This window comes from Curtobacterium sp. AG1037, assembly GCF_003349855.1.
In the GTDB taxonomy this organism is placed as follows: Bacteria; Actinomycetota; Actinomycetes; order Actinomycetales; family Microbacteriaceae; genus Curtobacterium; species Curtobacterium citreum.
The window spans coordinates 360,177-384,493 of record NZ_QQAO01000003.1; the positions used below are offsets into that span (position 1 = coordinate 360,177).

Consider the following 24,317-nt stretch of genomic DNA (forward strand, 5'->3'; position numbering starts at 1 on the left):
CCGACTCCTTGTTGAGAACGGTTGTCATGTAGGCTACCCGACATGCGCCCTGCAGCAACCACCCTCGTCACCGCCCTGCACGATGCCGACGCAGTCCGCGTCGCGCGCCGGATCGGCAGCGGCCACCGGATGCACGTCCAGGGCGATGCCCTCGCGGCGGCCAGGGGCATCGCCGCGCGACGCGACCAGCTCGACCGCGTGTGCGGACCGGACGCCGACCACGACCTCGTCGTCACGCTCGCGCCGGAGGTGGACGTCCGCGCGGTCGGGATGCTCCTCGCGAACGCCGCCCGTTCGGAGACCGGCGACGACCGGGTCCTGCGCCACGTGGTCGCCGTGCTCCGGGCGGACGACGTCGCCCACCTGCTCTGGTCGGACGTGGACGACGCCTTCGTGGCCGCTGAGCGCGTGGTGGCCCTCGTCGAGTACGCGACCGTGGTCGCGCTCGACCGACTCGAGCCACTCTCCGGCCGTCGTCGTCGGGCGCTCGTGGCGTTGCTCCACCGCATGGCTCCGCAGGCGGCGATCGTCGCGGCACCCGCCGTCAGGGGGCCGCTCGACCTGCCGGCGTCGAACGGCGGCGCCGCCCGCCTGCTGGCCTCCGGCGCCGGCTGGATGCGCGCACTGTCGAGCGACGCCGGCCGGACCGACACCGGGCGAGGGCCGCAGGACGACCTGGTGACGATGCGGTACCGCGAGCCGCTGCCGTTCCACCCCGGGCGACTCGCCGACGTCATCGCGAACGACCTCGCCGCGGGCGCGAACGGGCGGGTCCTGCGCTCGAAGGGGTTCTTCCGACTGGCCTCACGGCCGGACCACGTCGGCTCGTGGTCGAGCTTCGGTGCGATGCTCGCGCTGGACCCGACCGCGAACCCGTCGTGGGACGAGGACGCGCCGGTCGGTCAGGCGATCTGGTTCGTCGGCGAGCGCCTCGACGTGCACGTTGTCGAACGCGCGCTGGACGGCGCACTCCTCACGTCGGAGGAGCTACTCGCCGGGCCGGACGTCTGGCGTCGGTGGCCGGACCCGTTCCCGGTGTGGCCGGCGCTCGACCCCTCGCACGGACACCGGCACGACTGACCGGTGTGCGACGTCGCACGCGTCGATCGACGCGTGCGTCGTCGCAGACCGCGCGCCGTGCTCCGGACGACCGGCGCCCCGGGACGACCGGCGCTGCACGCCCTCAGCGCCGGGCGGTCTCCGCGATCCCGTCGTGCGCCGCGAAGGGCAGGTCGCCCAGGTCGAGGTTCGGGTTCGTGTCCTGCGTGAGCACGAGCTCGCGCGCCTCGGCCTCGGACTCCACCGCGGGCATCGACCCCGGGAGCGGCCGCTGCGAGGACTCGCGCATGCAGAACACACCGATCGCCCCGACGATGCTCATCGCCACGAGGAAGTACGCCGGCGCGAGCTGGTCCCCCGTCGCGGTCAGGAGCGCCTGCACGATGAGCGGCGTCGTTCCACCGAACACCGCGATGGCGATGTTGTAGGCGAAGCCCATGCCCCCGTACCGGGTCGACGTCGGGAAGAGCGCCGGCAACGAGGCCGCCTGGTTCGACACCCACAGCGCGGTCATCAGCGCCAGCAGCCCGAGTCCGGCGAGGGTCGACCACTGCGCTCCGTGCCCGATGAGCAGGAAGGCCGGGACGGCGAGCACGACCGTGGTGCCGGCACCGATCCACATCACCGTGCGACGACCGATCCGGTCGGAGACGCGACCGGCGACCGGCAGCATCACCGCGAGCAGCACGAGCACGGGGATGGTGAGGAGCGTCCCGTCGATCGCCGAGTACCCCAGCGAGTCGGTCAGGTACGTCGGCATGTACGAGGTCAGCGCGTAGCCGACCGTGTTCGAGGCGCCGACGAGCATGATCGCGATGACGATCGGGCGCCAGTGGTCCCGCACCATGACGAGCACGTTGGCGGGCCGACCGCCCTCGGCGGCCTCGCGGTCCGAGGCGGCGGCCTCCTGCGCCGCCTGGGTCGCCTGGAAGACCGGCGACTCCTCGATGCGCAGGCGGAACCAGATCGCGACGACGCCGATCACGCCGGCGAGCAGGAACGGGAGGCGCCAGCCCCACGCGGTCATCGTCTCGTCGCCGAGCGACACCTGCAGCACGGTCACCACGGTGGCGCCGAGCGCGAAGCCCATGTAGCTGCCGAAGTCGAGGATGCTCGCGAAGAAGCCGCGCCGACGGTCGGGGGCGTACTCGGTCACGAACGTGGTCGCGCCGGCGTACTCGCCACCGGTCGAGAAGCCCTGCGCGAGCTTCAGCACGACGAGCACGACCGGAGCGACCGCGCCGATGGTCGACCATGCCGGCAGCACTCCGATCAGGAACGTCGACGACGCCATCAGGATCAGCGTCGTGGCGAGCACCTTCTGCCGTCCCAGCCGGTCCCCCAGCCGACCGAACACGATGCCGCCCAGGGGTCGCGCGACGTAGGTCGCCGCGAACACCCCGAGGCTGAACAGGATCTGCACCGACGGCTCGGCCGTGGGCAGGAACACCTTGCCCATCGTGACCGCCAGGTAGCCGTACACCCCGACGTCGTACCACTCCATCGTGTTGCCGACGACCATCCCGCTGACGGCCCGGCGCATCATGCTCTTGTCGACCACCGTGACGTCGCTGACCCGCAGACGTCGGGGCGGTCGGGTGGTGGTACTGCTGGGGTCGGAACCCATACGCGATCTCCTCGTGGTGGGGACGGGCCGATCGGTACCGGCCCGGAACAGCCAGCAACGGTACCGAGCGACCGACATGTCACTGGCCGGGGATTCACAGGTACCGGCGTGTCACCCGGACGGGGGTCACGCCCGATCCGCACGACGGTGCCGATCGGCCCGGAGGTCACGACGCGGTAACGTCTGCCCCGTGGCGATCGAACCGGACACGAAGAACTGGACCTGGGTGATCGGGACCGCGTGCCCCGACTGCGGCTTCGACGGGGCGACCCTGGCGTTCCGCGACGTCCCGTCGGTCATCGCCGAGAACGCTGCCGCGTGGCCGGAGCAGCTGGCCCGTCCGGACGTCCGGCAGCGCCCCGACGACCGCACGTGGTCGCCACTGGAGTACGGCGCGCACGTCCGCGACGTCCACCGGAAGATGACGGAACGGCTCCGGCTCGTGCTCGCCGAGGACGACCCGACCTTCCCGAACTGGGACCAGGACGCCACCGCCGCCCAGGACCGCTACGGCGAGCAGGACCCGGCGGTCGTCGCCCGGGAGCTCACCGATGCGGCCCGTGACGCGGCGGCCGCGTTCGCCGCCGTCCCCGACGGCGCCGTCGGACGGACGGGGCGGCGCTCGGACGGCAGCGCCTTCACGGTCACGACCCTCGCGACCTACTACGCGCACGACCCGGTGCACCACCTGTGGGACGTGCGCCGGACCGCCCACCGCACGGGGTGACGGACGGGAGGCGCGGTGCCGGCCCGCACCGCGCCTCCCGTCCGCCCCTGGTCGCCTCGCGACTCAGGCGAGTGCGTCGAGCAGGGCGCGCGCGGTCACGGCGTCGGTCACCAGCTCGTTGATCATGCCGGCACGGACGGCGCCGATGATGCTCGGCACCTTCGCCGACCCGACGGCGACGCCGACCGCGTGCGGGACGCCCGCGAGCACCTCGCGCGACGTCCGGACCATGCGCTCGCTGCCGGGGAACTCGATCGGCGACCCGTCGGCGGCGAAGAAGTTGAGACAGACGTCACCGGCGGCCTGGTCGAACACGGCGTCCTCGACCGGGATCCCCCGCGCCAGCGCATCGCGTGTGGGGGTCGGTGCGCCGACGCCCAGGATCGCACCCTTCGCCCGCCCCCACAGGCCGACGACGTGCTGGAAGGCGGGGTCCTCGTCGAGCGATGCCCGCATGGCGGCCGACGGCAGGGCCTGCGCGAACAGGAACGCCGGGATCGCGCCGGAGTGCTCGGCGGCCGTCCGGGTGATCTCGTTCGTCTGGAACCACGGCATCGGGTCCGCCTGCCCGCCGACCGTGGGGACGAGCTGCACGCCCGCGAGCTGCGGCATCCCGGTCTGCGCGACGTCGTAGACCGTCCGACCGGACGACACCAGGACCGCGTCGCCCGGGGTGAGCCCCATCCCCTCGACAGCGGTCGCGATCGGGGCGGCCAGGTCGGCGCCGAGCGTCGCCTGGTGCGTCACGGCCGCCAGGTGCACGGCGCGCAGCCCGAGCACGACCTGCAGCCGTTCGGCGAGCGCGACGGTCTCGTCCTGGAAGGGGTCCACGACGTCGATCCGGACGAGGCCGGCGCGGCGCGCCTCGGCGACCAGTCGGCTGACCGTGGGGCGCGAGACCCCGAGGCGCGAGGCGATCTCGACCTGGGTGGCGTCCTCGAGGTAGTACATCCGGGCCGCCTGGTAGACGGTGTCCAGCGGGAAACGGGCCCGCGACCCCTCGGCGCCGGTGGTGCTCTCGGAGGACATGCTGCGGCACCCTTCGGATCGGTCGGACACTCGGATCGTAGTCCGACCGAGGGTCACCGGATCGTGAACCCGCCGTCCACGCGGAGGTCGGCGCCGTTCACCATCGCGGCGCCGTCGCTCGCCAGGAACAGCACCGCGGCGGCGATCTCGGCGGGGGTCGCGAAGCGGCCGGTCGGGATCTCGTCCTGGTGCCGGATGCCCGCCGCGTTCGCCCAGGCCGCACGACCCAGGTCGGTGAGCACGACCGTCGGCGAGACCGTGTTGACCGTGACCCCGCGCCCGCCCCACTCGAGCGCGAGCACCCGGGTCAGACCGAGGACGCCGGCCTTCGACGCGCAGTACGCGGCGTGCCGGTCGAGGCCGACGTGGGCCACCTGCGACGCGATGTTCACGATGCGCCCGGTGCCGGCGGCGAGCATGTGCCGCCCGACTGCCTGCGCGAGCCGGAAGGTGCCCGTCAGGTTGACGTCGAGGGTGCGCGCCCACGCCCCGGCGTCGAGGTCTTCGGCGGCGTCGAGCGCGACGATGCCCGCGCAGTTCACGAGCACGTCCATCGAGCCCGCGGCGTCGACGACCTGCTGGACCGCGGCCGCGACGGAGACGTCGTCGGTGACGTCGCACGCGAGGCCGAGGTGCTCCCCGGCCGTGACGGCGGGCAGCTCGGCGGCGGCCGCCGCCGAGGGGTCCGCACGGACGTCGACGATGGCGACGCGGGCACCGCGGGAGGCGAAGGCGTGCGCGATGGCGTTCCCGATGCCGGACGCGCCGCCCGTCACGACCGCGGTCCGGCCGGTCAGGTCGTTCGTCAGGTCGACGGTCCCGGGACCGGGTCGCAGTGCCGCGGCGAAGTCGGTGGCGGTGGCGGTGTCGGTGCCGGTGGCGCTGTCGACGGCGTCGGTCATGGTCGCTCCCTTGCGATGGATCGGTGTGGTGTGGGAACCATAGCAGAAATTGTGTTCTGGACATCTGTTCCGACGGGTGTACAGTCGTCGCCGAACCATCGGAACGGGCGCCCCGCCCGGCTGACCAACGGAGGACCAGCACATGTCGACGACGACGACGACCGAGACCCCGGCGCAGGGTGAGGCGCACCTCGAGATCCCGACCACGATGCGCGCCGTCGTGGTGCACGGGCCCGGTGACTACCGACTCGAGGAACGTCCGGTGCCGCAGCCCGGCCCGGGCGAACTGCTGCTCCGCACCGACGCCGTCGGCATCTGCGCGAGCGACCTGAAGTGCTACCACGGCGCCGCGAAGTTCTGGGGCGACGAGAACCGGCCGGCGTGGGCGGAGGCCGACCGGATCCCCGGCCACGAGTTCGTCGGGACGATCGTCGCCGGTGACGACGCCGCACTCGCGAAGCGCGGTGTGACGCTCGGCGACCGGATCGCGTGCGAGCAGATCGTCCCGTGCTGGGAGTGCCGGTACTGCCTCGAGGGTGCCTACTGGATGTGCGCCGTCCACGACATGTTCGGGTTCAAGGGCTTCGACGGTGCGATGGCCGAGTACGTGCTCGTCCCGGCGAAGGCCCTGACCCATCCGGTCGACCGCGCGCTGCCGGGCCAGGTCGCCGCCTTCGCCGAGCCGCTCTCCTGCGCCTTCCACGCCGTCGAGCGCGGCGAGATCAGGTTCGGCGACACCGTGGTGATCGCCGGCGCCGGCCCGATCGGCCTGTCCGCCATCGCCGGTGCCCGCCAGAAGAACCCGCTGCGGATCATCGCGCTCGACGTCGTCGACGACAAGCTCGCGCTCGCCCGCAAGGTCGGTGCCGACCTGACGATCAACATCGCGCAGGAGGACGCCGTCGCCCGGGTCAAGGAACTCACCGACGGCTACGGCGCCGACGTCTACATCGAGGCGACCGGTCACCCCTCCGCGGTGCCCCAGGGCCTGAACCTGCTCCGCAAGCTCGGCACGTTCGTCGAGTACTCGGTCTTCAAGGACGCCGTCTCGGTCGACTGGTCGATCATCTCCGACGACAAGGAGCTCGACGTCCGGGGCGCCCACCTCGGCCCGCACACCTGGCCGGCGGCGATCAAGCTGCTCGAGTCGGGCACGCTGCCGATGGACGAGATCTGCACGCACCAGTTCCCGCTCGAGGACTTCCAGCAGGCCCTCGACCTGGTGGGCGACTCCGCCGGCGTGTCGGTGAAGGTGTCGATCATCCCGTCGCTCTCGGCGCCCACCACGTCCGCCCCGACCGTGTCCGCCGCGCGGGCCTGAGCGCCGAGGAGTCCCGCGATGTCGACGACGACCGCGCGCACCACCACCGCGCCCACGACCGCCGCCGCCCGCCCCGAGGGTCGACTCGACCGGATGGGCATCCCCCGTCCGCTCGCCCTCGGCTTCGTCGCCGTGCTCGTCTTCATGACGGGCAACGGCGTCGAGTCGAACTTCATCACGCCGCACATGGTCGCGGTCCTCGGTAGCCCCGAGGCCACCGTCGCCACGATCGTGACGTTCTACAGCCTCGCCGCCCTCATCGGCAGCTACGTCTCCGGCGCCCTCTCCGACCTGATCGGGCCGCGCCGGGTGATGATCCTCGGGTTCGCCGTCTGGGTGGTCTTCGAGGTGCTGTTCCTGCTGGCGCTGAACGTCGAGAGCGTGCCCTTCGCCGCCGTCGCCTACGCCCTGCGCGGCTTCGGCTACCCGCTCTTCGCGTTCGCCTTCCTGGTCTGGGTGAACATCACCACGCCGGTCGAGCGCAACGGCGCAGCGGTGGGGTGGTTCTACGTCGCCTTCACCGGTGGCCTGCCGACGCTCGGCTCCCTGTTCGCCATCGGGGCCATCCCGGTGTTCGGTGGCGGGACGATCGGTGAGACGGGCGCGATGATCGCCTCGATCGGCCTCGTGGTCGCCGGGTTCCTCATCATGCTGTTCGGCGTCCGCCTGCCGAACGGCTTCTCGCGGATCGCGCCGGCCGCGGAGAGCGCCGGGCGGGTCCTGACGAGCGGCATCCGCCTCACCGCGACGCGACCGAAGATCCTGATGGGCTTCCTCGTCCGCCTCATCAACACCGCACCCGAGTTCGGCATGTTCGTCGTGCTGCCCGCCGTGATCGCGAACGACCGCGGCTGGGGCCAGAGCCGCTGGCTGCTCATGACCGTCTGCGTCTACGCGACGAACATCCTGGTGAACGCCCTGTTCGGCTGGGTCGGCGACCGCATCGGCTGGCAGCGCACCGTCAAGTGGTTCGGCATCGTCGGCTCCGCGACCGGGCTCGTGGCCTGGTGGTACGTGCCGCAGCTGGTGCCCGCCGGGTCGGACTGGGGCTACGTGCTCTCGGTCGTGGCCGGCTGCGTGTTCGGGTGCCTGCTCGCGGGCTTCGTCCCGATGGGCGCGATCATGCCGGCGCTCGCTCCGGAGCACAAGGGTGCCGCGATGGCGATGTACACCACGGCCGCCGGCGGCGCGGCGTTCCTCGGCACCGGCGTCGTCGCAGCGGTCTTCGCGCTCGGCGGCGGCGGCCAGGCGGTCACCTGGACGTTCGTCGGCCTCTACGCCTGCGCGTTCGTGATGATCCACTTCCTCGACGTGCCGCAGGGGCGCCCGCACCGCGGCACCCGCTGAGGCACGTCGACCCGACCCCGGGCGGCGGTGGCCGTCCCACCGCCGCCCGGTCCCCCCGATGCGCACACCCCCTCACCGGCACGCGCGACCCCTCCGACCCGACCGACGCACCCGGTCGTCCGACCCGATCCTGACCCCATCCACCGGACCCCGGTCCACCGCACGACAGGAACGACCCCCATGACCACCATCCACGACGACCCCGAGGACTTCGCCGAGGACCAGCTCGCCGGCTGGCTCGCCCTGTACGCCGACCGCGTCCGCGGCGTGCACGGCGGCGTCGTCGCACTCCCGACGGAGGGCGCCGAGCGCCAGGTCGCCGTCGTCGTCGGCGGCGGCTCCGGGCACTACCCTGCGTTCTGCGGCGTCGTCGGTCCGGGCTTCGCCACCGGTGCCGTCGTCGGCAACGTCTTCACCTCGCCCTCGGCGGCGCAGGTGTACTCGGTCGCCAAGGCCGCCGACCAGGGCCGCGGCGTCGTGCTGTCCTTCGGCAACTACGCCGGTGACACCATGAACTTCGGGCTCGCCGCCGAGCGGCTCCGCGCCGAGGGCATCGACACCCGGATCGTCGTCGTGACCGACGACGTGGCGAGCGCGGACGAGGTCACGAAGCGTCGCGGCATCGCCGGCGACTTCTCGGTGTTCAAGGCGATGGGTGCCGCCGCGGCCGCCGGCGCGGAGCTGGACGAGGTCGAGCGCGTCGGCACCGCCGCGAACGCCGCCACCCGTACGATCGGCGTCGCATTCTCCGGCTGCACCATGCCCGGCGCCACCGAGCCGCTCTTCTCGGTCCCCGACCGCCACCTCGGGCTCGGGCTCGGCATCCACGGCGAACCCGGCATCCAGGACGTCCCGGTGCTGCCGGCGCGGGACCTCGCCGCGCTGCTCGTCGAGCGTCTGCTGGCCGAACGACCCGAGGGCGCCGGACCGCGGGTGGCGCCGATCCTCAACGGCCTGGGCGACACGAAGTACGAGGAGCTCTTCCTGCTGTGGGGCCGGGTGCTGCCCCTCCTCGAGGACGCGGGGCTCGAGGTCGTCGAGCCCGAGGTCGGCGAACTGGTCACGAGCCTCGACATGGGCGGCTGCTCGCTGACGCTGCAGTTCCTCGACGACGAGCTCGAACGGTACTGGCGCGCCGATGCCTACACGCCGGCGTACCGCAAGGTCGCCGCCCCGGTCGCCGCGCTCGTGCCGGCCGCGGCCGTCACCGAGGCCGCTGCCGAGGCGACGGTCGTGCCGGAGGCGACCGGTGCCTCCCGGCGGGCCGCCGAGACCGCACGCGTCGCCGTCGAGGCGATGGACGTCCTGCTCCGCGAGCAGGAGGAGACGCTGGGCCGCATCGACGCGGTCGCCGGTGACGGCGACCACGGTCGCGGCATGGTCAAGGGCATCGGTGCGGCCCGTCGCGCCGTCGAGCAGACCGACCGGGAGGCCGGGGTCGCCTTCGTCCTCGGCCGTGCCGGTGAGGCGTGGGCCGCGTCGGCCGGCGGCACGTCCGGTGTGCTGTGGGGTGCGGCACTCGAGGCGTTCGGCCGCGCGCTCGGCGACGACGCCGAGCACGTGGACGCGGCCGACGTCGTCGCGGCCGCCCAGGCCTTCGCGGACTCGATCGTCCACCTCGGTGGCGCGTCCCGCGGTGACAAGACCCTGCTCGACGCCCTGATGCCGTTCGTCGACGAGCTGCGGTCCCGGGTCGACGAGGGTGCCGACACGGCGGAGGCGTGGCAGGCGGCGGCCGGGGTCGCGGTCGAGCAGGCGGCGGCCACGGCGGACCTGCGGCCGAGGGTCGGGCGTGCCCGGCCGCTGGCCGAGAAGAGCGTGGGGACGCCCGACGCGGGCGCCACCTCGATGGGGATGGTCCTCACGCGGATCGGCGAGGTGCTCGCGGTCCGCGCACGACGCGAAGGAGTGGACGCATGACGTACCGGTTGGTGGTGGGCTCCGACGACGCGGGCTTCGACTACAAGGAGGTCATCAAGCGTGACCTCGAGGCGGACGACCGCGTGGCGAGCGTCGTCGACGTCGGGGTCGACGCCGACGGCCACACGGCGTACCCGCACGTGGCGGTGGACGCGGCGCGGATGGTGGCGGACGGTCAGGCCGACCGCGCGATCCTGGTCTGCGGCACCGGGCTCGGGGTGGCGATCAGCGCGAACAAGGTCCCCGGCATCCGAGCCGTCACCGCGCACGACTCGTTCAGCGTCGAGCGCTCCGTGCTGTCGAACGACGCGCAGGTGCTCTGCATGGGGCAGCGCGTGATCGGGCTCGAGCTCGCACGGCGACTGGCGAAGGAGTGGCTCGGGTACGAGTTCGACTCGACGAGCGCGAGCGCCGAGAAGGTCGCGGCGATCTGCGGCTACGACGGCTCGGTGCCGGTCGGTACCGACGTCGGGAGGGCATGAGGGCGCTGGGTCCGCGGATCCCCAGCGCGCTGTCGGGTGCGCGACGTACGGTGCTCGCGCACCCGACGCTCCACGGCGACGCCGCTCGTGCACCCACCGCACCACCGAAGGGGACCCGATGAAGAAGTCAGCCTGGCTGCCCGCCGCGATCGCCCCGGTCGTCGTGGCCGGAGCGATCGCCGCGCCCGTCATCGCGAACGCCGCCGCCGACCCGGTCGCCGGCACGGACCCGAGCGCGGCGGACGTGCTCGCGAGGATCGCGGCGTCCCGGGACGCGCAGTACTCGGGCACGCTCTCGCAGACGAGCGACCTCGGCCTGCCGGAACTCCCCTCGGGCAGCGGTGGGTCCTCGCTCGAGGGTGGTGCGTCCGACGTCCTCGGGCTGCTCACCGCATCACACACCGCGCGCCTGTACGTCGGTGGCGAGGACGAACAGCGCTTCCAGCTGACGCAGCAGCTCGCCGAGCAGGACGTCGTCCGGAACGGGTCCGACGTGTGGACGTGGGACTCGGAGGAGCGCAAGGCCGTGCACCTCACGCTCCCCGCCGGTTCCGATGCCCCCACGGCCGGCGCGACCACGCCGGCGCAGGCCGCCGAGCGTGCGGTCGCGGCGATCACACCGAGCACCCGGGTCTCCGAGCCGACGACGGTCCGCGTCGCCGGTCACGACGCCTGGCAGGTCATCCTGACGCCGAGGTCCGACGACACGCTGGTCGGCAGCGTCCGGCTGGCGGTGGACCAGCAGACCGGGCTGCCGCTCCGCGTCACGGTGACGGCGGCCGGGCAGGACGACCCGGCGTTCCAGGTCGGCTTCACGAGTCTCGACTACGGCGCACCCGACGCCCGACTGTTCGACTTCACGCCGCCGGCCGGCGCGGACGTCACGACGAAGGACCTCTCCGACGCGGGTCAGCACCGACCGAGCCAGCACGGGCAGTCACAGGGTGCCGGTGTCCGGCCGACGGTGACCGGGTCCGGCTGGGACAGCATCGTCGAGCTGCCGACCGGGGACTCCGCCCGGACGACCCGGGACCCTGACGCATCGGCACTCCTCGACCAGCTGACGAAGCCGGTCGACGGCGGCCGGGCGCTGCAGACATCGCTCGTCTCGGTGTACCTGACGGACGACGGCCGGGTGCTCGCCGGCGCCGTGCCGGTGTCCGCGCTGGTCGCCGCCGCGAAGTGACGGCAGCACCGCAGCCGGGCGAGACAGCGCGGCAGCCGGGCGAGACAGCGCGGCAGCCGGACGACGCGTCGTCCGAGCTCGCAGTCCGCACCGAGGGGCTCGTCAAGGTCTTCCGGAAGCAGCGGGCCGTCGACGGCATCGACCTGGCCGTACCGCGCGGGTCGGTCTTCGGGTTCCTCGGCCCGAACGGCTCGGGCAAGACCACCACGATCCGCATGCTCCTCGGACTGTCCTCGGCGACGAGCGGCACGATCGAGGTGCTCGGCCGACCGGTCCCGGGCGCTCTGCAGGAGGTCCTGCCCCGTGTCGGCGCGCTCGTCGAGGGCCCGGCCGCGTACCCGTACCTGTCCGGACGCGCGAACCTGCAGCGTTTCGACGTCGCCGACCCGAGCTCCGACCCGCGCACCCGTCGGGACCGCGTCGCGGTCGCCCTCGAACGCGTGGGGCTCACCCACGCCGCGGACAAGAAGGCACACGCCTACTCGCTCGGCATGAAGCAGCGCCTGGGGCTGGCGAACGCCCTGCTCGCGCCGCGCGACCTGCTCGTGCTCGACGAGCCGACGAACGGTCTCGACCCCCAGGGCACGCGCGAGGTCCGGAACCTCATCCGCTCGCTCGCCGACGACGGCACCACGGTGTTCGTGTCGAGCCACCTACTCGCCGAGATCGAGCAGGTCTGCACGCACGCCGCCGTGATGCGGAGCGGACGCCTCGTGGCGCAGGGGTCCCTCGACGACCTGCGCGCCACCGGTGGCCGGACCGTCACCGTACGGACCCCGGACGTCGGCGAGGCCTCCGCGGTCCTCGTCCGGATCGGGCTCTCCCCCCGGCGCGACGCCGGTTCGGACGCCCTCGTCGCGGACCTGCCCGCCGACCTCGAGCCGGAGACCATCACGGCGGCGCTCGTCCGTGCCGACGTCCGCGTCCGTGGCATCGCGCTCGGCGGTGGCACCCTCGAGGACCTGTTCGTCGCGCTCACCGGGGAGGGCTTCGATGTCGCAGCTTGACACCGCGCACCGGCCCAGGCGACCGTTCGCCCTGCTCGGCTCCGAACTCGCCCTGGTGTTCCGCCGTCGACGGACCTGGGCGATGCTCGGCGCGCTCGCACTCGTGCCGGTGCTCATCGCGATCGCCGTCCGGCTGACCACGGACCCGAGCGACCGCGGCCCCGCGTTCCTCGGCGACATCACGAACAACGGGCTCTTCGTCGCCTTCACGGCGCTGACGGTGTCGATCCCGCTGTTCCTGCCGCTCACCGTCGGGGTGGTGTCCGGGGACACCGTCGCCGGCGAGGCGAACCACGGCACGATCCGCTACCTGCTCGTCGCACCGACCGGCCGGCTCCGGTTCATCGTCGTGAAGTACGTCGGGGCGGTCGCGTTCAGCCTGGCCGCGACGCTCCTCGTGGTGCTCGTCGGTGCGGCGATCGGCGCACTGCTGTTCCCGATCGGCCCCGTCACGCTGCTGTCCGGGACCCAGGTCGACGGCTGGTCGTACGCCGGCCGGGCCGTGCTCCTGGCGCTCTACGTGACGCTGTCGATGCTCGGCCTGTCCGCGATCGGCCTGTTCGCGTCGACGCTCACCACCGTCCCGGTCGGGGCGATGGCGGCGACGGTCGTGCTCGCCGGGGTGTCGCAGGTGCTCGACCAGCTCCCCCAGCTCGACTGGTTGCACCCGTTCCTGTTCTCGCACCTGTGGCTCGGGTTCGGGGACCTGCTCCGCGACCCGATCGCGTTCGACTCGTTCGGGCAGAACGCTCTGCTGCAGCTCGGGTACGTCGCGGTGTTCGGCGCGTTGGCGTACGGCCGGTTCGCGACGAAGGACGTCCTGAGCTAGCGACGGTCGAACGACGAGACGGTCCGACCCCGCGGGGCCGGACCGTCTCGTCACCGTGGGTGTCCTTCGCTCAGGAGGCGGGCGACGCGCTCCCGCCCGCCATCGTCTCGGTGTCGGCACCGCGCTGCTCGCCGTAGCGGTCGCGCAGGTCCCGGGCCTTCTCGGACCGGTACCAGTCGAGGCGCGCACCGGTCTCGACGGTCTGCATGCCGATCACGACCTTGCCGCGGGAGCGCATCTCGGCCAGGTCCTCGTACGCGTCCACGATGAACTCGAACGGGTAGAAGCCGGAGATGAGCACCTGCACGCGCCGGTCCTGCACGGCCTTGGCGAGCATGACGAGCAGGTCGCGCGCCTCCTCGTCGTCCGCGGGGGCGCGGAGGAAGCGGAGTTCGACGTCGCGACGGTGCTCGGAGGTCACGAGCCGCTCCGACGGCACGCCGAGGCGCTTCGCGAGGTCCGCCGCACCGCCCCCGCCGTGGTTGTCGATGAACGCGGTGATCGCTCGGCCGGCCGCCATCTGGCGGATGCGGTCCTCCTCGCCCTCGCCGTAGGCCACGGGCAGCGTCCCGATCTGGCGCAGGTAGTCGTGGTTCCGCGGGCTGCCGAGCGCGATCACGGTCGCGCCGGCGTCGTGGGCGAGCTGGCACTCGATGTGCCCGACCCCACCCGCGGCGGCGCTGATCACGACGGTGTCCTCGGGGCCGAGGCGCAGGCCGCGGACGATCGTCGCGGCGGTCGCTCCGGCGAGGTACAGCCCACCGGCGACCTCCCAACCGACGTGTTCGGGCTTCTTGATGACCGCGCCGCGCGGCACGCGCACCCACGTGGCGTGCGCGCCGCCGTCCGGGGCGTGTCCCATGACCTCGTCGCCGACCTTGAGGTCCTTGACCTCGGCGCCGCGTGCGCGGACGATGCCGGCGAAGTCGACGCCCTGGTGGGCCGGGAACGCGAGGTCGATGTGGTCGCGGAGCTTCCCCTCGCGGAGGAACCGCTCGACGTGGTTCAGGCCGGCGGCGACGACCTCGACGACGACCTCGCCGGGTCCGGGTTCGGGACGTTCCTGCGGGACGAGGTCGACGACGTCGAACCCGCCGTACCGGTCGTACTGCACGGCACTACCGATGCGCATGAGGGACTCCTTCCGTCTGCATGACCCCCGGTGTACTCGCGCCGCCGGGACGGTGTCCGGGAGCGCGGGGTACTCGACGGGTCCCCTCCCGTGGGCGCGGTCGCCCCACGCGAGCACGGGACGGACGGGAGGCACGGCGCCGGTCCGGCACCGTGCCTCCCGTCCGGTCCGTCCCCGGCCGGGTGCCGGGCCGGTCCGCGTGGCCCGGACTGCGCGACTCGGCCTGCGCGACCCGGCCCGCGCAGCCCGGCCCGCGCGACCGAGCCTGCGTCAGCCCTGCGCGGACCGGCCCGTGCCTCGCGCTCAGCGCGGGCCGGCCTGCTCCGCGATCCGCGCGACCGTCTCGGCGTCCAGCGCGAACGCGAGCGGATCCGCGTCCGGCTGGGGAACGCGCACCGGGGTGGACCACACCGAGCCGTCCGGCGCGACGTCCACGATGAGTGCACCGGCGGCGACGTGGGCGGACTCCTCGTCGTACGGACCGACGACGTCGGTGTCGTTCGCCACTCCGGGGGCGACGAGCACGGGGATCCCGCCGAGCGACCCGACGGCGTGGTGGTGCTGGTGGCCGCCGAGGACGACCCGGACGTCCGAGCCGTCGAGCACCTCGGCGAGGTCCTCCGGGTTCTGCAGGCGGAGCGCCTCGTGCAGGAGCGTCGGCGACGGCAACGGCGGGTGGTGCAGCACGACGACCGTGCCGTGCGCCGCGGGCTCACCGGTCAGCGCGGTCCGGAGCCGCTCGAGCGCCGTGTCGTCGAGGTACCCGTAGCCGGCGCCGGGGACGCTCGTGTCGACGGTGACGATGCGGAAGCCGTGCACGGTGGACTGTCCGGAGACCGGGACCTCCGGCGGGGTGTGCTCCATCGTGTGCGCGAGCGGCCGGCCGCCCTCGCCGAGGACGTGCCCGTTCGCCAGGACCTGACGGAAGCCCTCGCGCAGGTCGTGGTTGCCCGGGACCGCGACGAACGCCGCGCCGCGCCGCTCCGCCCAGGCGCCGACGCGCTCCCGGACGGTCCGGTAGGACTCCGGGCTGCCGTCCTCCGACACGTCGCCGGACACGACGACGAGCCCGACGCCCGGGACACCGTCCACGTGGGCGAGCACGGCGTCGAGCGCCGCGGTGGTGTCGACGGACCCCTGGTGGAGTGCACCGTCGCCGGTCAGGTGTGTGTCGGAGAGGTGGAGGATGCGGAGCGACCCCGCGGCTGGCTGCTGCATGGCGCCACGCTAGCGGCGTCGCGCATCGACGATCTAAACGGCGCGTTAGCGTTGCCTGGTGACCGACGCCCCGATCGACCTGCGCTCCGACACCGTCACCCGACCGACCCCGGCGATGCGCTCCGCGATGGCCGGCGCCGAGGTCGGCGACGACGTCTTCGGCGAGGACCCGGAGACGAACGCCCTCGAGCGCGAGGTCGCCGACCTGCTCGGGCACCAGGCCGGACTCTTCACCCCGACCGGCTCCCTGGCGAACCAGCTCGGGCTGCGGTTGCACGTCGCCCCGGGCGAGGAGCTGCTCGCCGACGTCCGCGCCCACGTCGTGCGGGCCGAGCTCGGTGCCGCCGCGGTGTTCTCCGGCATCACGACGCGAACGTGGGCCTCGGAGCGCGGACGACTCGTGGCCGCGGCGGTCGAGGCGATCGCGGAGCCGGACGCCGGCGCCTACTCCGTGTCGACGACGGCCATCGCGGTCGAGAACACCCACAACTTCGGTGGCGGCACCGTGCAGCCCCTCGACCAGGTCCGGGCCGTGCAGGCGTACGCGCGGGAGCACGGCATCGCGGTGCACCTCGACGGCGCCCGGCTGTGGAACGCGCACGTGGCGTCGGGCACCCCGCTCCGCGAGCTCGCGGCCGGCTTCGACACGGTGTCGGTCTGCCTGTCGAAGGGCCTCGGTGCCCCGGTCGGCTCGGTGCTCGTCGGCTCCCGGGAGCACGTCGCAGCCGCGCGGGTCTGGCGGAAGCGGTACGGCGCGGGGATGCGGCAGACCGGGTTCCTCGCCGCCGCGGGTCGGTACGCCGTCCGGCACCACGTCGACCGGCTCGCCGAGGACCACGCGAACGCCCGGGTGCTCGCCGCGGCGCTCGACGTCGACCCGGCGACCGTCGACACGAACATCGTGTTCGCGGAGGTCGCCGACCCGGGGGCGTTCGTCGCCGGGGCCGCGGAGCGGGGCGTCCGGGTGATGCAGCTCGGACCGCGGGCCGTCCGGCTCGTGACGCACCTGGACGTCAGCGCCGAGGACGCCGCCCGCGCCGCCGAGGTCCTGGCCGCGCTCCCCCGCTGACCGGCGCTGGCGCTCGCGGGCTCCGGCGATCGCGAAACGCAACGTCGGCGGGTTCTCGCAGCGGTACTTCGCTGCGAGCAACCGCCGACGTTGCGTCTTGCGGGAGGGAGCTTGATCGGACGTCTCGCGACATCCCCGGCTCCGTCGACGCGTTGGCGCAGCGCGCTCCTTGCCCGAGAGCGCACCCCTGCCCCATCACCCTCGCCAACGATCTCATACAGACATAGGATGTCTGTATGACCTCGACCGACGATCAGCACCGCGTCGACCCGGCGACCGGGGCTCCGGCACCGACGCAGGGAACCCCGTCGACGAACCGGGTCCGGGTCCGGCGGCAGCTGCCGACCGTGCACGACCTGGCGCCACTGATGCAGTTCAAGAAGCCCGGGCTCCCGGGGCGACAGCAGCGGCTCGAGTCGGCGTTGACGATCTGGGACCTCCGCCGGATCGCCGCGCGCCGCACCCCGAAGGCCGCGTTCGACTACACCGAGGGCGCGGCCGAGGCGGAGATCTCCCTCGCCCGCGCCCGGCAGGCGTTCGAGGACATCGAGTTCACCCCGGCGATCCTGCGCGACGTCTCGAAGGTCGACACCTCCCGCGAGGTGCTCGGCGCGCCGACCGCCCTGCCGTTCGGGATCGCGCCGACGGGCTTCACGCGGATGATGCAGACCGAGGGTGAGCGTGCCGGCGCTCGGGCCGCGGGGCGGGCGGGGATCCCGTTCTCGCTGTCGACGATGGGCACCACGGCGATCGAGGACGTCCGTGACGCGAACCCGCACGGCCGGAACTGGTTCCAGCTGTACATGTGGAAGGACCGCGACAAGAGCATGGCGCTGGTCGACCGGGCCGCGAAGGCCGGCTTCGACACGCTGCTCGTCACGGTCGACGTCCCGGTCGCGGGCGCACGCCTCCGGGACAAGCGCAACGGGTTCTCGATCCCGCCACAGCTCGGCGTGAAGACCATCGTGAACGCGATCCCCCGGCCGTGGTGGTGGTTCGACTTCCTCACCACGGAACCGCTCGCGTTCGCCTCCCTCGACCGCTGGTCGGGCACGGTCGGTGAGCTGCTGGACCACATGTTCGACCCGACGGTCACCTACGAGGACCTCGCGTGGATCCGGGACCAGTGGCCCGGCAAGGTCGTCGTGAAGGGCGTGCAGTCCCTCGCGGACGCGAAGCGCCTGGCGTCGATGGGCGTCGACGGCATCACCCTGTCGAACCACGGCGGTCGGCAGCTCGACCGCGCCCCCGTCCCGTTCCACCTGCTCCCGGAGGTCGTCAAGGAGGTGGGGAAGGACACCGAGGTGCACCTCGACACGGGCATCATGTCCGGCGCCGACATCGTCGCCGCCGTCGCGCTCGGCGCCCGGTTCACGTTGGTCGGCCGCGCCTACCTCTACGGGCTCATGGCGGGCGGCGAGGCCGGTGTCGACCGGATGATCCAGATCCTCTCCGAGCAGATCGAGCGGACCATGCGCCTGCTCGGCGTCGCCAGGCTCGACGAGCTCGAGCCGGGACACGTCACCCAGCTGCAGCGGCTGGCGCCGGTCCGGCGCTGATCCGTCGCCGACGCGACCACCCCACGGACGGGAGGCACGGTGCCAGCTGGCACCGTGCCTCCCGTCCGGTCCGTGGTCGCGTCGCGCGTCCCGGTCCGTGGTCGCGTCAGCGGGTCCCGAAGGGCGCGCGCTCGCCCTCGCCCCAGGCCCACCGCAGCAGGGCGAGCCCGGACTCGTTCGTCACCGCGAGCTTCACGTGCGACCCGGTGCCCTGCAGTTCCTCGAGGCTGTAGGTGTCACCGGTGCGCAGCCCCGGCCAGTACACGGCGCCGAGGTGCCGCTCGCGGACGATCGTCGTGACCGTCTGCAGGAAGGCGACCGAGTTGTCCGCGTCGGCGTTGCCGGTCGTCGCGGAACCGCGGTAGTCGATCCCGGTGGTCATCGGGACCCCGAACTCGTCGAGGACGGTGCGGGCGCTGCACGCCTGGTCGCCGAGTCGGCTCTCGAAGTCGGCGGCCCAGCCCGCGTCGTCGTGCGTGCCCCAGAACCCGTAGAAGTGCTGCGACACGTAGGTCCCGGCGAGTGCCGGCGCGGCGCAGACCGCGTCGACGTGGTCGTTGTAGCCGGTGCCGCTGACGAACACGCGGTCGCGCGGGATCCCACGAGCCGTGTAGCGGTCGACCCAGTCGGTGGCCACCTGGATCCAGTCGGCGGGTGCGTAGCCGAACGGCTCGTTCATCGGCTCGAAGTACACGCCGGCGTCACCGCGGTAGGTGCTCGTCAGGGTGTCCCACATGGCGGTCCAGGCGGCGGGGTCGTCGACCTTGCCGTCCTTGCTGGCGTCGCTGCCCTCCCAGTAGCCGAGGACCACCTTGACGCCCTGGTGCCGGGCAGCGTCGATCGCCCCCTTGTAGGACGTCCACCACGTCGTGCCGACCGAGTACGGGTTGACGGGCAGGCGGACGGTGTCGGCGCCGAGGTCCTTCCGGAACTCGCGGACGATCCGCTCCGAGGTCTTGTACACGGTGCGGTAGTCGTCCGACGTCGAGAGCCCCGAGGGGACGACGGGCCCGTTCACGTAGTTGTCCCGCGGGTCGGCCCAGTTGACGCCGTGGAACTGCGTCGGGTCGAGCGCGGGGGTCGGGCCCGGGCGGTGGTGGGTCGGCGCCGCGGCGGTCGGGACCGGGGCGGCGGTCGCGGTGCCGGGGGCGGCGAGGGCGAGCGCGGTGGCGCCGGCGACGACGGCGAGCGTGCCGACGAGTCGGCGTCGGCGTGGGGTGGTCGAGGTGTGCATGGGTCCTCCCTGACTGCATCGTTGCAGCGGCACGACGACGTCGGCGTGCCGGTCGTCGGCGCTCCCGCTTGCCCCCTGGCACGCTGATGGCAACGTCAACACGCAAGCAGCGTGGCACTGCGCGAGCGCGGTGTCAACGGGTAAGTGGGCGGGGCGGCGGTCAGGCTGCGGGGACCGGCTGGGCGGCCGGCAGCGGGAACGCCATCGGGTCGGCGCGGACGGTGTCGAGCGCCAGCGCCAGCGCCCCGAGCACGACGACGTCGCCACCCAGCCGGGAGGCCACGACCTCCGGCGTCGGGTCGTACTCCCACGCCGCGAGGTGCGCCCGTGCCCGGTCGATCACCGGCTCGACCGCGTCCGCGATCGCCCCGGCGACGACCACGCGGTCGATGTCGAGCAGGCTCGCGAGCAGCACGCAGACCCGCGCCAGACGATCCCCCAGCGCGTCGACGATCCCGACCGCGACCGCGTCGCCGAGCGCGGCGGCGGTCAGGACGGCCGCGGCGTCGGGCTCCTCGTCGCCGCCGAGGAGCGAGGACGCGCCGACACGGCCCGCCGCCCGCGCCTGCCGAACGAGCGTGCGTGCGGTGCGACCGATGCCGTCGGAGGACGCCACACCGTCGACCAGGTCGAGCACCCGGAGCTCGCCGGCACCACCGCGCGCCCCGCGCAGCAGGACCCCGTCGACGACGAGCCCGGCGCCGAAGCGCTCACCGGACAGCAGCGCCGCGAACGAGGCGTCCCCGGAGGACGGCCGTTCGGCGAGGGCCGCCGCGTTCGCGTCGTTCTCGACGACCACGACACCGTGCGGCACGACGTCGGCGAAACCCGGGTTCATCCGGTTCCAGAACCCGCCGTCGTCCGGCGACGCACCCGAGGCGTCGACGGGCGCGGGGATGCCGATGACGGTCACGAGCACGCGCGTCGGGTCGACCCCGGCGTCGGCGAGCGCCCTGGACACGGTGTCGGCCGTGACGCCGAGGCGCACCGGGACCTCGAGGCCGGCGTCGCCGAGTGCGCCCTCGGCTCGTGCGAGCACGGTCCCGCGAAGGTCCGCGACGAGCGCCGTGACGCGGTGCTGCCCGGCGTCGACCCCGACGACCACCCCGGCTCCGGCGTCGAGTTCGTAGCGGCGGGCGGGTCGGCCCTTCCGGTACTCCTCCCCCGCGGCCCGGGCGTCGTCGAGGTCGCGGAGCCACCCGAGCCGGACGAGCTCGGCGCACGCGGCGAGGACGGTCGAGCGGGTCAGGCCGGTGGCGTCGATGGCCTCGGTCGCGGTGAACGCGGCGGCGTCGAACGCGGACGCCAGGACCGTCTCGGCGCTGGTCGCACGAGCGGGTTCACGGCGTCGGGACATGCGCTGACCCTACCGCGAGAGGTATTGCTTGCGCGATTAGATTTTCTGAGTAGATTAAGTGTCGCGAGCCGGCACCGACGCCGGTCCGCTGACCGGGACGGCAGGGACGCCGGGTCCGGACGGACGGAGACGACGTGCGACCACACGCCACCACCAGGGACACCGCCGCGCTCAGCCGCCGCGGGTTCCTCCTCGGGGCCGGCGGCATCGGCGCGGGCCTGGCACTCGCCGGGTGCGCCCCGCTCGGCGGTTCGAGCAGCCGACCCGAGACGATCACCTTCTACGTGTCGAAGCCCGAGGTCATCGGCTACTTCGACGACGTCATCGCGAAGTTCCACGACAGCCAGTCGAAGATCCGCGTGGTCCGCGACTCGACGTCGAACATGTCCGCGAACTTCGTCCGGAACCGGCCGCCGGACCTCGGGTGCCTGAACTACAACTACGCGATGGTCTCGTTCGTCGAGCACGGCGCCCTGACGGACCTGTCGGACCTGCCCGAGAAGGACACGATCAACCCGGACCTGTGGCCGCTCATGCAGCAGACGGCCGACTACCCGGGCCGCACCAGCGTGCTGCCCTACTCGGTGACGGCGGCGTCCGTGATCTACAACAAGCGGATCTTCGCCGACCAGGGGCTCGAGGTGCCGACCACGTGGTCGGCGTTCCGCGACGTGTGCGAGCGGCTCGTCCGCGCCGGCATCACCCCGATGTACGGCACGTACAAGGACAACTGGACGATCGCCCAGGGCATGTTCGACTACTCGGTCGGCGGCATGCTCGACCTGCACCAGACGTTCGCCGCGCTCGACCGCGAGGGCACCCGCGTCGGCAAGGGGTCCCGTGTCTCGTTCGAGCAGGACTTCGCCGCCCCCGTGGACCGCATGGTGGACCTGCTCCAGTGGCACCAGAAGGGCGCTGCGAGCCGCGGGTACGGTGACGGGAACCTGGCGTTCGCGCAGGGGAAGGCCGCGATGTACCTGCAGGGGCCGTGGGCGCTCGGCGAGATCGCGAAGTCGAACAAGGACATCGAGCTCGGCACCTTCCCGTTCCCTGCGACCGACGACGCCGCGGACAACAAGGTGCGCGTGAACGTCGACCTGGGGCTCTGGATCCCGGAGGCGTCGCGCAAGCAGGAGGCCGCGCGCGAGTTCCTGTCGTTCCTGATGAGCCCGGCGGTCAGCGACCAGTACAACGCCGACAACAACGGCTTCGGCGTCCGCAAGGACTCCCCGCCGGTGTCGAACCCCGCTCTCCGCGGCATGCAGGACTCGTACGACCGCGCCGCCTTCTCCCTCGGCGCCTCGCAGCTCATCCCCGCCGAGATCCCGGTGGCGAACTACCTGCAGTCCACCGCCTTCGGCGGTGCCCCCGCTCCGCAACTCCGCACCCTCGACGGCGACTGGGCGCGTCTCGCGCTCCGCACGGCCGCGTAAGGAGACGACCTTGGCCACCACGACCACCGAAGCGATCACGACGACGGACCGCCGCCGACGGGGCGGAGCCGCACCGCGCCTCCAGGCCGGCAGCCGCGGACGCCGGAAGCGCATCGAGCCGCTGTTCCTCGTCTTCCTCGTCCCCACCCTGGTGCTCTTCACGCTCGCCATCACGCTGCCGGCGGTGATGGGCATCGTGCTGAGCTTCACGGACTCCGTCGGGTTCGGCGAGTTCCGGTTCACCGGACTCACCAACTACGTCGCCGTGTTCTCCGACCCGGCGATCCTGCAGGCGTACCTGTTCACGATCGGGTTCTCGCTCGTCACCGTCCTCGTCGTCAACGCGATCGCGTTCCTGCTCGCCATCGCGCTGACGTCGAAGGTGCGCGGGAAGATCGCGCTCCGGGCGGTGTTCGTCCTGCCGATGGTGATCTCGGGCATCGTCATCGCCTACGTGTTCTCGTTCCTGTTCGCGAACTCGCTGCCAGCGCTCGCCACCGCACTGGGCTTCGCGCCGCTCGAGCAGAGCATCCTCGCGAACCCGGACCTGGCGTGGGTCGCGATCGTGGTCGTCACCGCGTGGCAGGCGATCCCGTCGACGCTCCTCATCTACATCGCCGGGGTGCTGTCGATCCCCGGCGAGGTGTACGAGGCCGCCGCCCTGGACGGGGCGAGCTCCTGGCGGGAGCTCGTGTCGATCACGGCCCCGCTGACGGCGGGCTACATCCTGATCAACCTCGTGATCGGGTTCAAGAACTTCCTCAACTCCTACGACATCATCGTCGGCCTGACCGACGGCGGCCCCGGTACCGCGACGACCAGCGTCGCGATGTCGATCTTCAAGGGCTTCAGCAGTGGCGACTACGCCTACCAGATGGCGAACGCGACGATCTTCTTCGTCATCGCGGTCGTGATCGCCGTGATCCAGCTGCGGGCGACCCGCGGGAAGGCAGCGCTCTGATGACCATGCAGGCACCACTCCGACCGGGCACCACCGCGACCGGGTCGATCCGCTCCGTGGACGCCGACCGCACCGCCGGACGACGCGGCGGCGGCCGTGGCGACCGCGCCAACTGGCCGGTGACGATCGTCCTCGTGCTGTGCGCACTGTCCGTCCTCGTCCCGCTGTACGTCACGGTGACGATGGCGTTCAAGACCACGAGCCAGGCCGTCGACGGCAACGCGTTCTCGCTGCCGGCGCCGTTCAGCGTCGACGGGTTCGTCCAGGCGTGGGAGCTCACCGACTTCCCGCGGGCGTTCGGCGTCTCGGTGCTCATCGCCGCGATCACCGTCGCCGGGACGATCCTGCTCGCGTCCTTCACCGCGTACGCCATCGCCCGGAACTGGGAGCGCCGGCTGTTCCGCTGGTCGTTCTTCTACCTGCTCGCCGCGATGTTCCTGCCGTTCCCGGTCCTCGCACTGTCGCAGGTGAAGCTCACCGGGCTGGCGCACCTGGACAACCCGCTCGGCGTCGCGATCCTGCACGTCATGTTCCAGCTGTCCTTCAGCGTGCTGCTGTTCACCGCGTTCCTGCGGTCGATCCCGGCCGAACTGGAGGAGAGTGCACGCATCGACGGTGCGACCACGGGACAGGTGTTCTGGCGACTGGTGTTCCCGCTCCTCGCACCGATGAGCGCCACCGTCGGCATCTTCGCGTTCCTCGCGTCCTGGAACGACTTCGTGATGCCGTCGCTGATCACCTCCGACCCGGCGCTGCAGACCCTGCCGGTGCTGCAGCAGATGTTCCAGACCCAGTTCAGCAACAACTACAACGTGTCGTTCGCCTCGTACCTGATGGCGATGGCGCCGGCGATCATCGTCTACCTCGTCACCCAGCGGTGGGTGATGGCCGGGGTGACGCAGGGCGCCATCAAGTGAC

At 72.6% G+C, this 24,317-nt stretch carries 21 protein-coding genes; 14 read left to right on the forward strand and 7 right to left on the reverse strand.

Annotated elements, in window-relative coordinates; translation table 11 throughout:
- The first annotated feature begins 42 nt into the window (after positions 1-42).
- Positions 43-1,080, forward strand: a complete 1,038-nt coding sequence (locus tag DEU32_RS06455; RefSeq protein ID WP_058743313.1) for a GTP-binding protein — start codon at positions 43-45, stop codon at positions 1,078-1,080.
- 103 nt (positions 1,081-1,183) lie between these two features.
- On the opposite strand, the gene DEU32_RS06460 is transcribed toward DEU32_RS06455, so the two are convergent.
- The gene (locus DEU32_RS06460) at positions 1,184-2,686 is read right to left on the reverse strand and encodes an MFS transporter (RefSeq protein WP_114849802.1); all 1,503 of its coding nucleotides are present in this window, start codon (positions 2,684-2,686) and stop codon (positions 1,184-1,186) included.
- Between the two features lie 190 nt (positions 2,687-2,876).
- Between DEU32_RS06460 and DEU32_RS06465 the strand changes: the two genes are divergently transcribed.
- Positions 2,877-3,413 (forward strand): DinB family protein, encoded by a 537-nt coding sequence (locus DEU32_RS06465; RefSeq protein ID WP_058743315.1) that lies wholly within the window; start codon positions 2,877-2,879, stop codon positions 3,411-3,413.
- 63 nt (positions 3,414-3,476) lie between these two features.
- On the opposite strand, the gene DEU32_RS06470 is transcribed toward DEU32_RS06465, so the two are convergent.
- Both DEU32_RS06470 and DEU32_RS06475 read right to left on the reverse strand, forming a co-directional pair.
- Positions 3,477-4,442, reverse strand: coding sequence for a sugar-binding transcriptional regulator (locus tag DEU32_RS06470; RefSeq protein WP_058743316.1), 966 nt, complete (start codon positions 4,440-4,442; stop codon positions 3,477-3,479).
- 53 nt (positions 4,443-4,495) lie between these two features.
- Complete coding sequence (locus DEU32_RS06475) at positions 4,496-5,344, reverse strand: GolD/DthD family dehydrogenase (RefSeq protein WP_114849803.1); 849 nt, start codon at positions 5,342-5,344, stop codon at positions 4,496-4,498.
- Between the two features lie 142 nt (positions 5,345-5,486).
- Here DEU32_RS06475 and DEU32_RS06480 point away from each other — a divergent pair, with 142 nt between their 5' ends.
- The 7 genes from DEU32_RS06480 to DEU32_RS06510 all read left to right on the forward strand — a co-directional run bounded on the left by DEU32_RS06480 (position 5,487) and on the right by DEU32_RS06510 (position 13,436).
- Positions 5,487-6,665, forward strand: coding sequence for a zinc-binding dehydrogenase (locus tag DEU32_RS06480; RefSeq protein ID WP_114849804.1), 1,179 nt, complete (start codon positions 5,487-5,489; stop codon positions 6,663-6,665).
- Positions 6,666-6,683: 18 nt separating this feature from the next.
- Complete coding sequence (locus tag DEU32_RS06485) at positions 6,684-8,012, forward strand: MFS transporter (RefSeq protein WP_220152770.1); 1,329 nt, start codon at positions 6,684-6,686, stop codon at positions 8,010-8,012.
- A 180-nt stretch (positions 8,013-8,192) separates the two neighbouring features.
- Positions 8,193-9,932 carry a dihydroxyacetone kinase family protein gene (locus DEU32_RS06490; protein ID WP_058743378.1) on the forward strand — a complete coding sequence of 580 codons (1,740 nt, stop codon included), beginning with the start codon at positions 8,193-8,195 and terminating at the stop codon, positions 9,930-9,932.
- Positions 9,929-10,414, forward strand: coding sequence for a ribose-5-phosphate isomerase (locus tag DEU32_RS06495; protein ID WP_058743379.1), 486 nt, complete (start codon positions 9,929-9,931; stop codon positions 10,412-10,414). The genes DEU32_RS06490 and DEU32_RS06495 overlap by 4 nt, the downstream gene beginning before the upstream one ends.
- Positions 10,415-10,532: 118 nt before the next feature.
- Complete coding sequence (locus DEU32_RS06500) at positions 10,533-11,600, forward strand: sigma-E factor regulatory protein RseB domain-containing protein (RefSeq protein WP_114849805.1); 1,068 nt, start codon at positions 10,533-10,535, stop codon at positions 11,598-11,600.
- On the forward strand, positions 11,597-12,607 hold the full coding sequence (locus DEU32_RS06505; RefSeq protein WP_114849806.1) for an ABC transporter ATP-binding protein: 1,011 nt from the start codon (positions 11,597-11,599) through the stop codon (positions 12,605-12,607). The genes DEU32_RS06500 and DEU32_RS06505 overlap by 4 nt, the downstream gene beginning before the upstream one ends.
- Positions 12,594-13,436, forward strand: a complete 843-nt coding sequence (locus DEU32_RS06510) for an ABC transporter permease (protein ID WP_114849807.1) — start codon at positions 12,594-12,596, stop codon at positions 13,434-13,436. Before DEU32_RS06505 ends, DEU32_RS06510 begins: the two co-directional genes overlap by 14 nt.
- A gap of 70 nt (positions 13,437-13,506) precedes the next feature.
- Here the strand turns inward: DEU32_RS06510 and DEU32_RS06515 are convergent, their stop codons facing one another.
- Together DEU32_RS06515 and DEU32_RS06520 are read right to left on the reverse strand one after the other, a co-directional pair.
- Entirely contained in the window at positions 13,507-14,568 is a 1,062-nt protein-coding gene (locus DEU32_RS06515; RefSeq protein WP_114849808.1) for an NADP-dependent oxidoreductase, read from the reverse strand.
- A 303-nt stretch (positions 14,569-14,871) separates the two neighbouring features.
- Positions 14,872-15,786 carry a metallophosphoesterase gene (locus DEU32_RS06520; protein ID WP_114849809.1) on the reverse strand — a complete coding sequence of 305 codons (915 nt, stop codon included), beginning with the start codon at positions 15,784-15,786 and terminating at the stop codon, positions 14,872-14,874.
- A 58-nt stretch (positions 15,787-15,844) separates the two neighbouring features.
- Between DEU32_RS06520 and DEU32_RS06525 the strand changes: the two genes are divergently transcribed.
- Together DEU32_RS06525 and DEU32_RS06530 are read left to right on the forward strand one after the other, a co-directional pair.
- On the forward strand, positions 15,845-16,855 hold the full coding sequence (locus DEU32_RS06525; RefSeq protein WP_114849810.1) for a low specificity L-threonine aldolase: 1,011 nt from the start codon (positions 15,845-15,847) through the stop codon (positions 16,853-16,855).
- Between the two features lie 368 nt (positions 16,856-17,223).
- The gene (locus tag DEU32_RS06530; protein ID WP_114849893.1) at positions 17,224-18,414 is read left to right on the forward strand and encodes an alpha-hydroxy acid oxidase; all 1,191 of its coding nucleotides are present in this window, start codon (positions 17,224-17,226) and stop codon (positions 18,412-18,414) included.
- A 106-nt stretch (positions 18,415-18,520) separates the two neighbouring features.
- On the opposite strand, the gene DEU32_RS06535 is transcribed toward DEU32_RS06530, so the two are convergent.
- The gene (locus DEU32_RS06535) at positions 18,521-19,648 is read right to left on the reverse strand and encodes a glycoside hydrolase family 5 protein (RefSeq protein ID WP_114849811.1); all 1,128 of its coding nucleotides are present in this window, start codon (positions 19,646-19,648) and stop codon (positions 18,521-18,523) included.
- 160 nt (positions 19,649-19,808) lie between these two features.
- Complete coding sequence (locus DEU32_RS06540; protein ID WP_114849812.1) at positions 19,809-21,005, reverse strand: ROK family protein; 1,197 nt, start codon at positions 21,003-21,005, stop codon at positions 19,809-19,811.
- 134 nt (positions 21,006-21,139) lie between these two features.
- Between DEU32_RS06540 and DEU32_RS06545 the strand changes: the two genes are divergently transcribed.
- Genes DEU32_RS06545 through DEU32_RS06555 form a run of 3 tightly spaced genes read left to right on the forward strand, consistent with a single transcriptional unit; the run spans position 21,140 to position 24,316 of the window.
- On the forward strand, positions 21,140-22,438 hold the full coding sequence (locus DEU32_RS06545; protein ID WP_114849813.1) for an ABC transporter substrate-binding protein: 1,299 nt from the start codon (positions 21,140-21,142) through the stop codon (positions 22,436-22,438).
- Between the two features lie 10 nt (positions 22,439-22,448).
- Complete coding sequence (locus DEU32_RS06550) at positions 22,449-23,399, forward strand: carbohydrate ABC transporter permease (protein ID WP_258554797.1); 951 nt, start codon at positions 22,449-22,451, stop codon at positions 23,397-23,399.
- The gene (locus tag DEU32_RS06555) at positions 23,399-24,316 is read left to right on the forward strand and encodes a carbohydrate ABC transporter permease (protein WP_180224849.1); all 918 of its coding nucleotides are present in this window, start codon (positions 23,399-23,401) and stop codon (positions 24,314-24,316) included. Before DEU32_RS06550 ends, DEU32_RS06555 begins: the two co-directional genes overlap by 1 nt.
- Position 24,317: the final 1 nt, after the last annotated feature.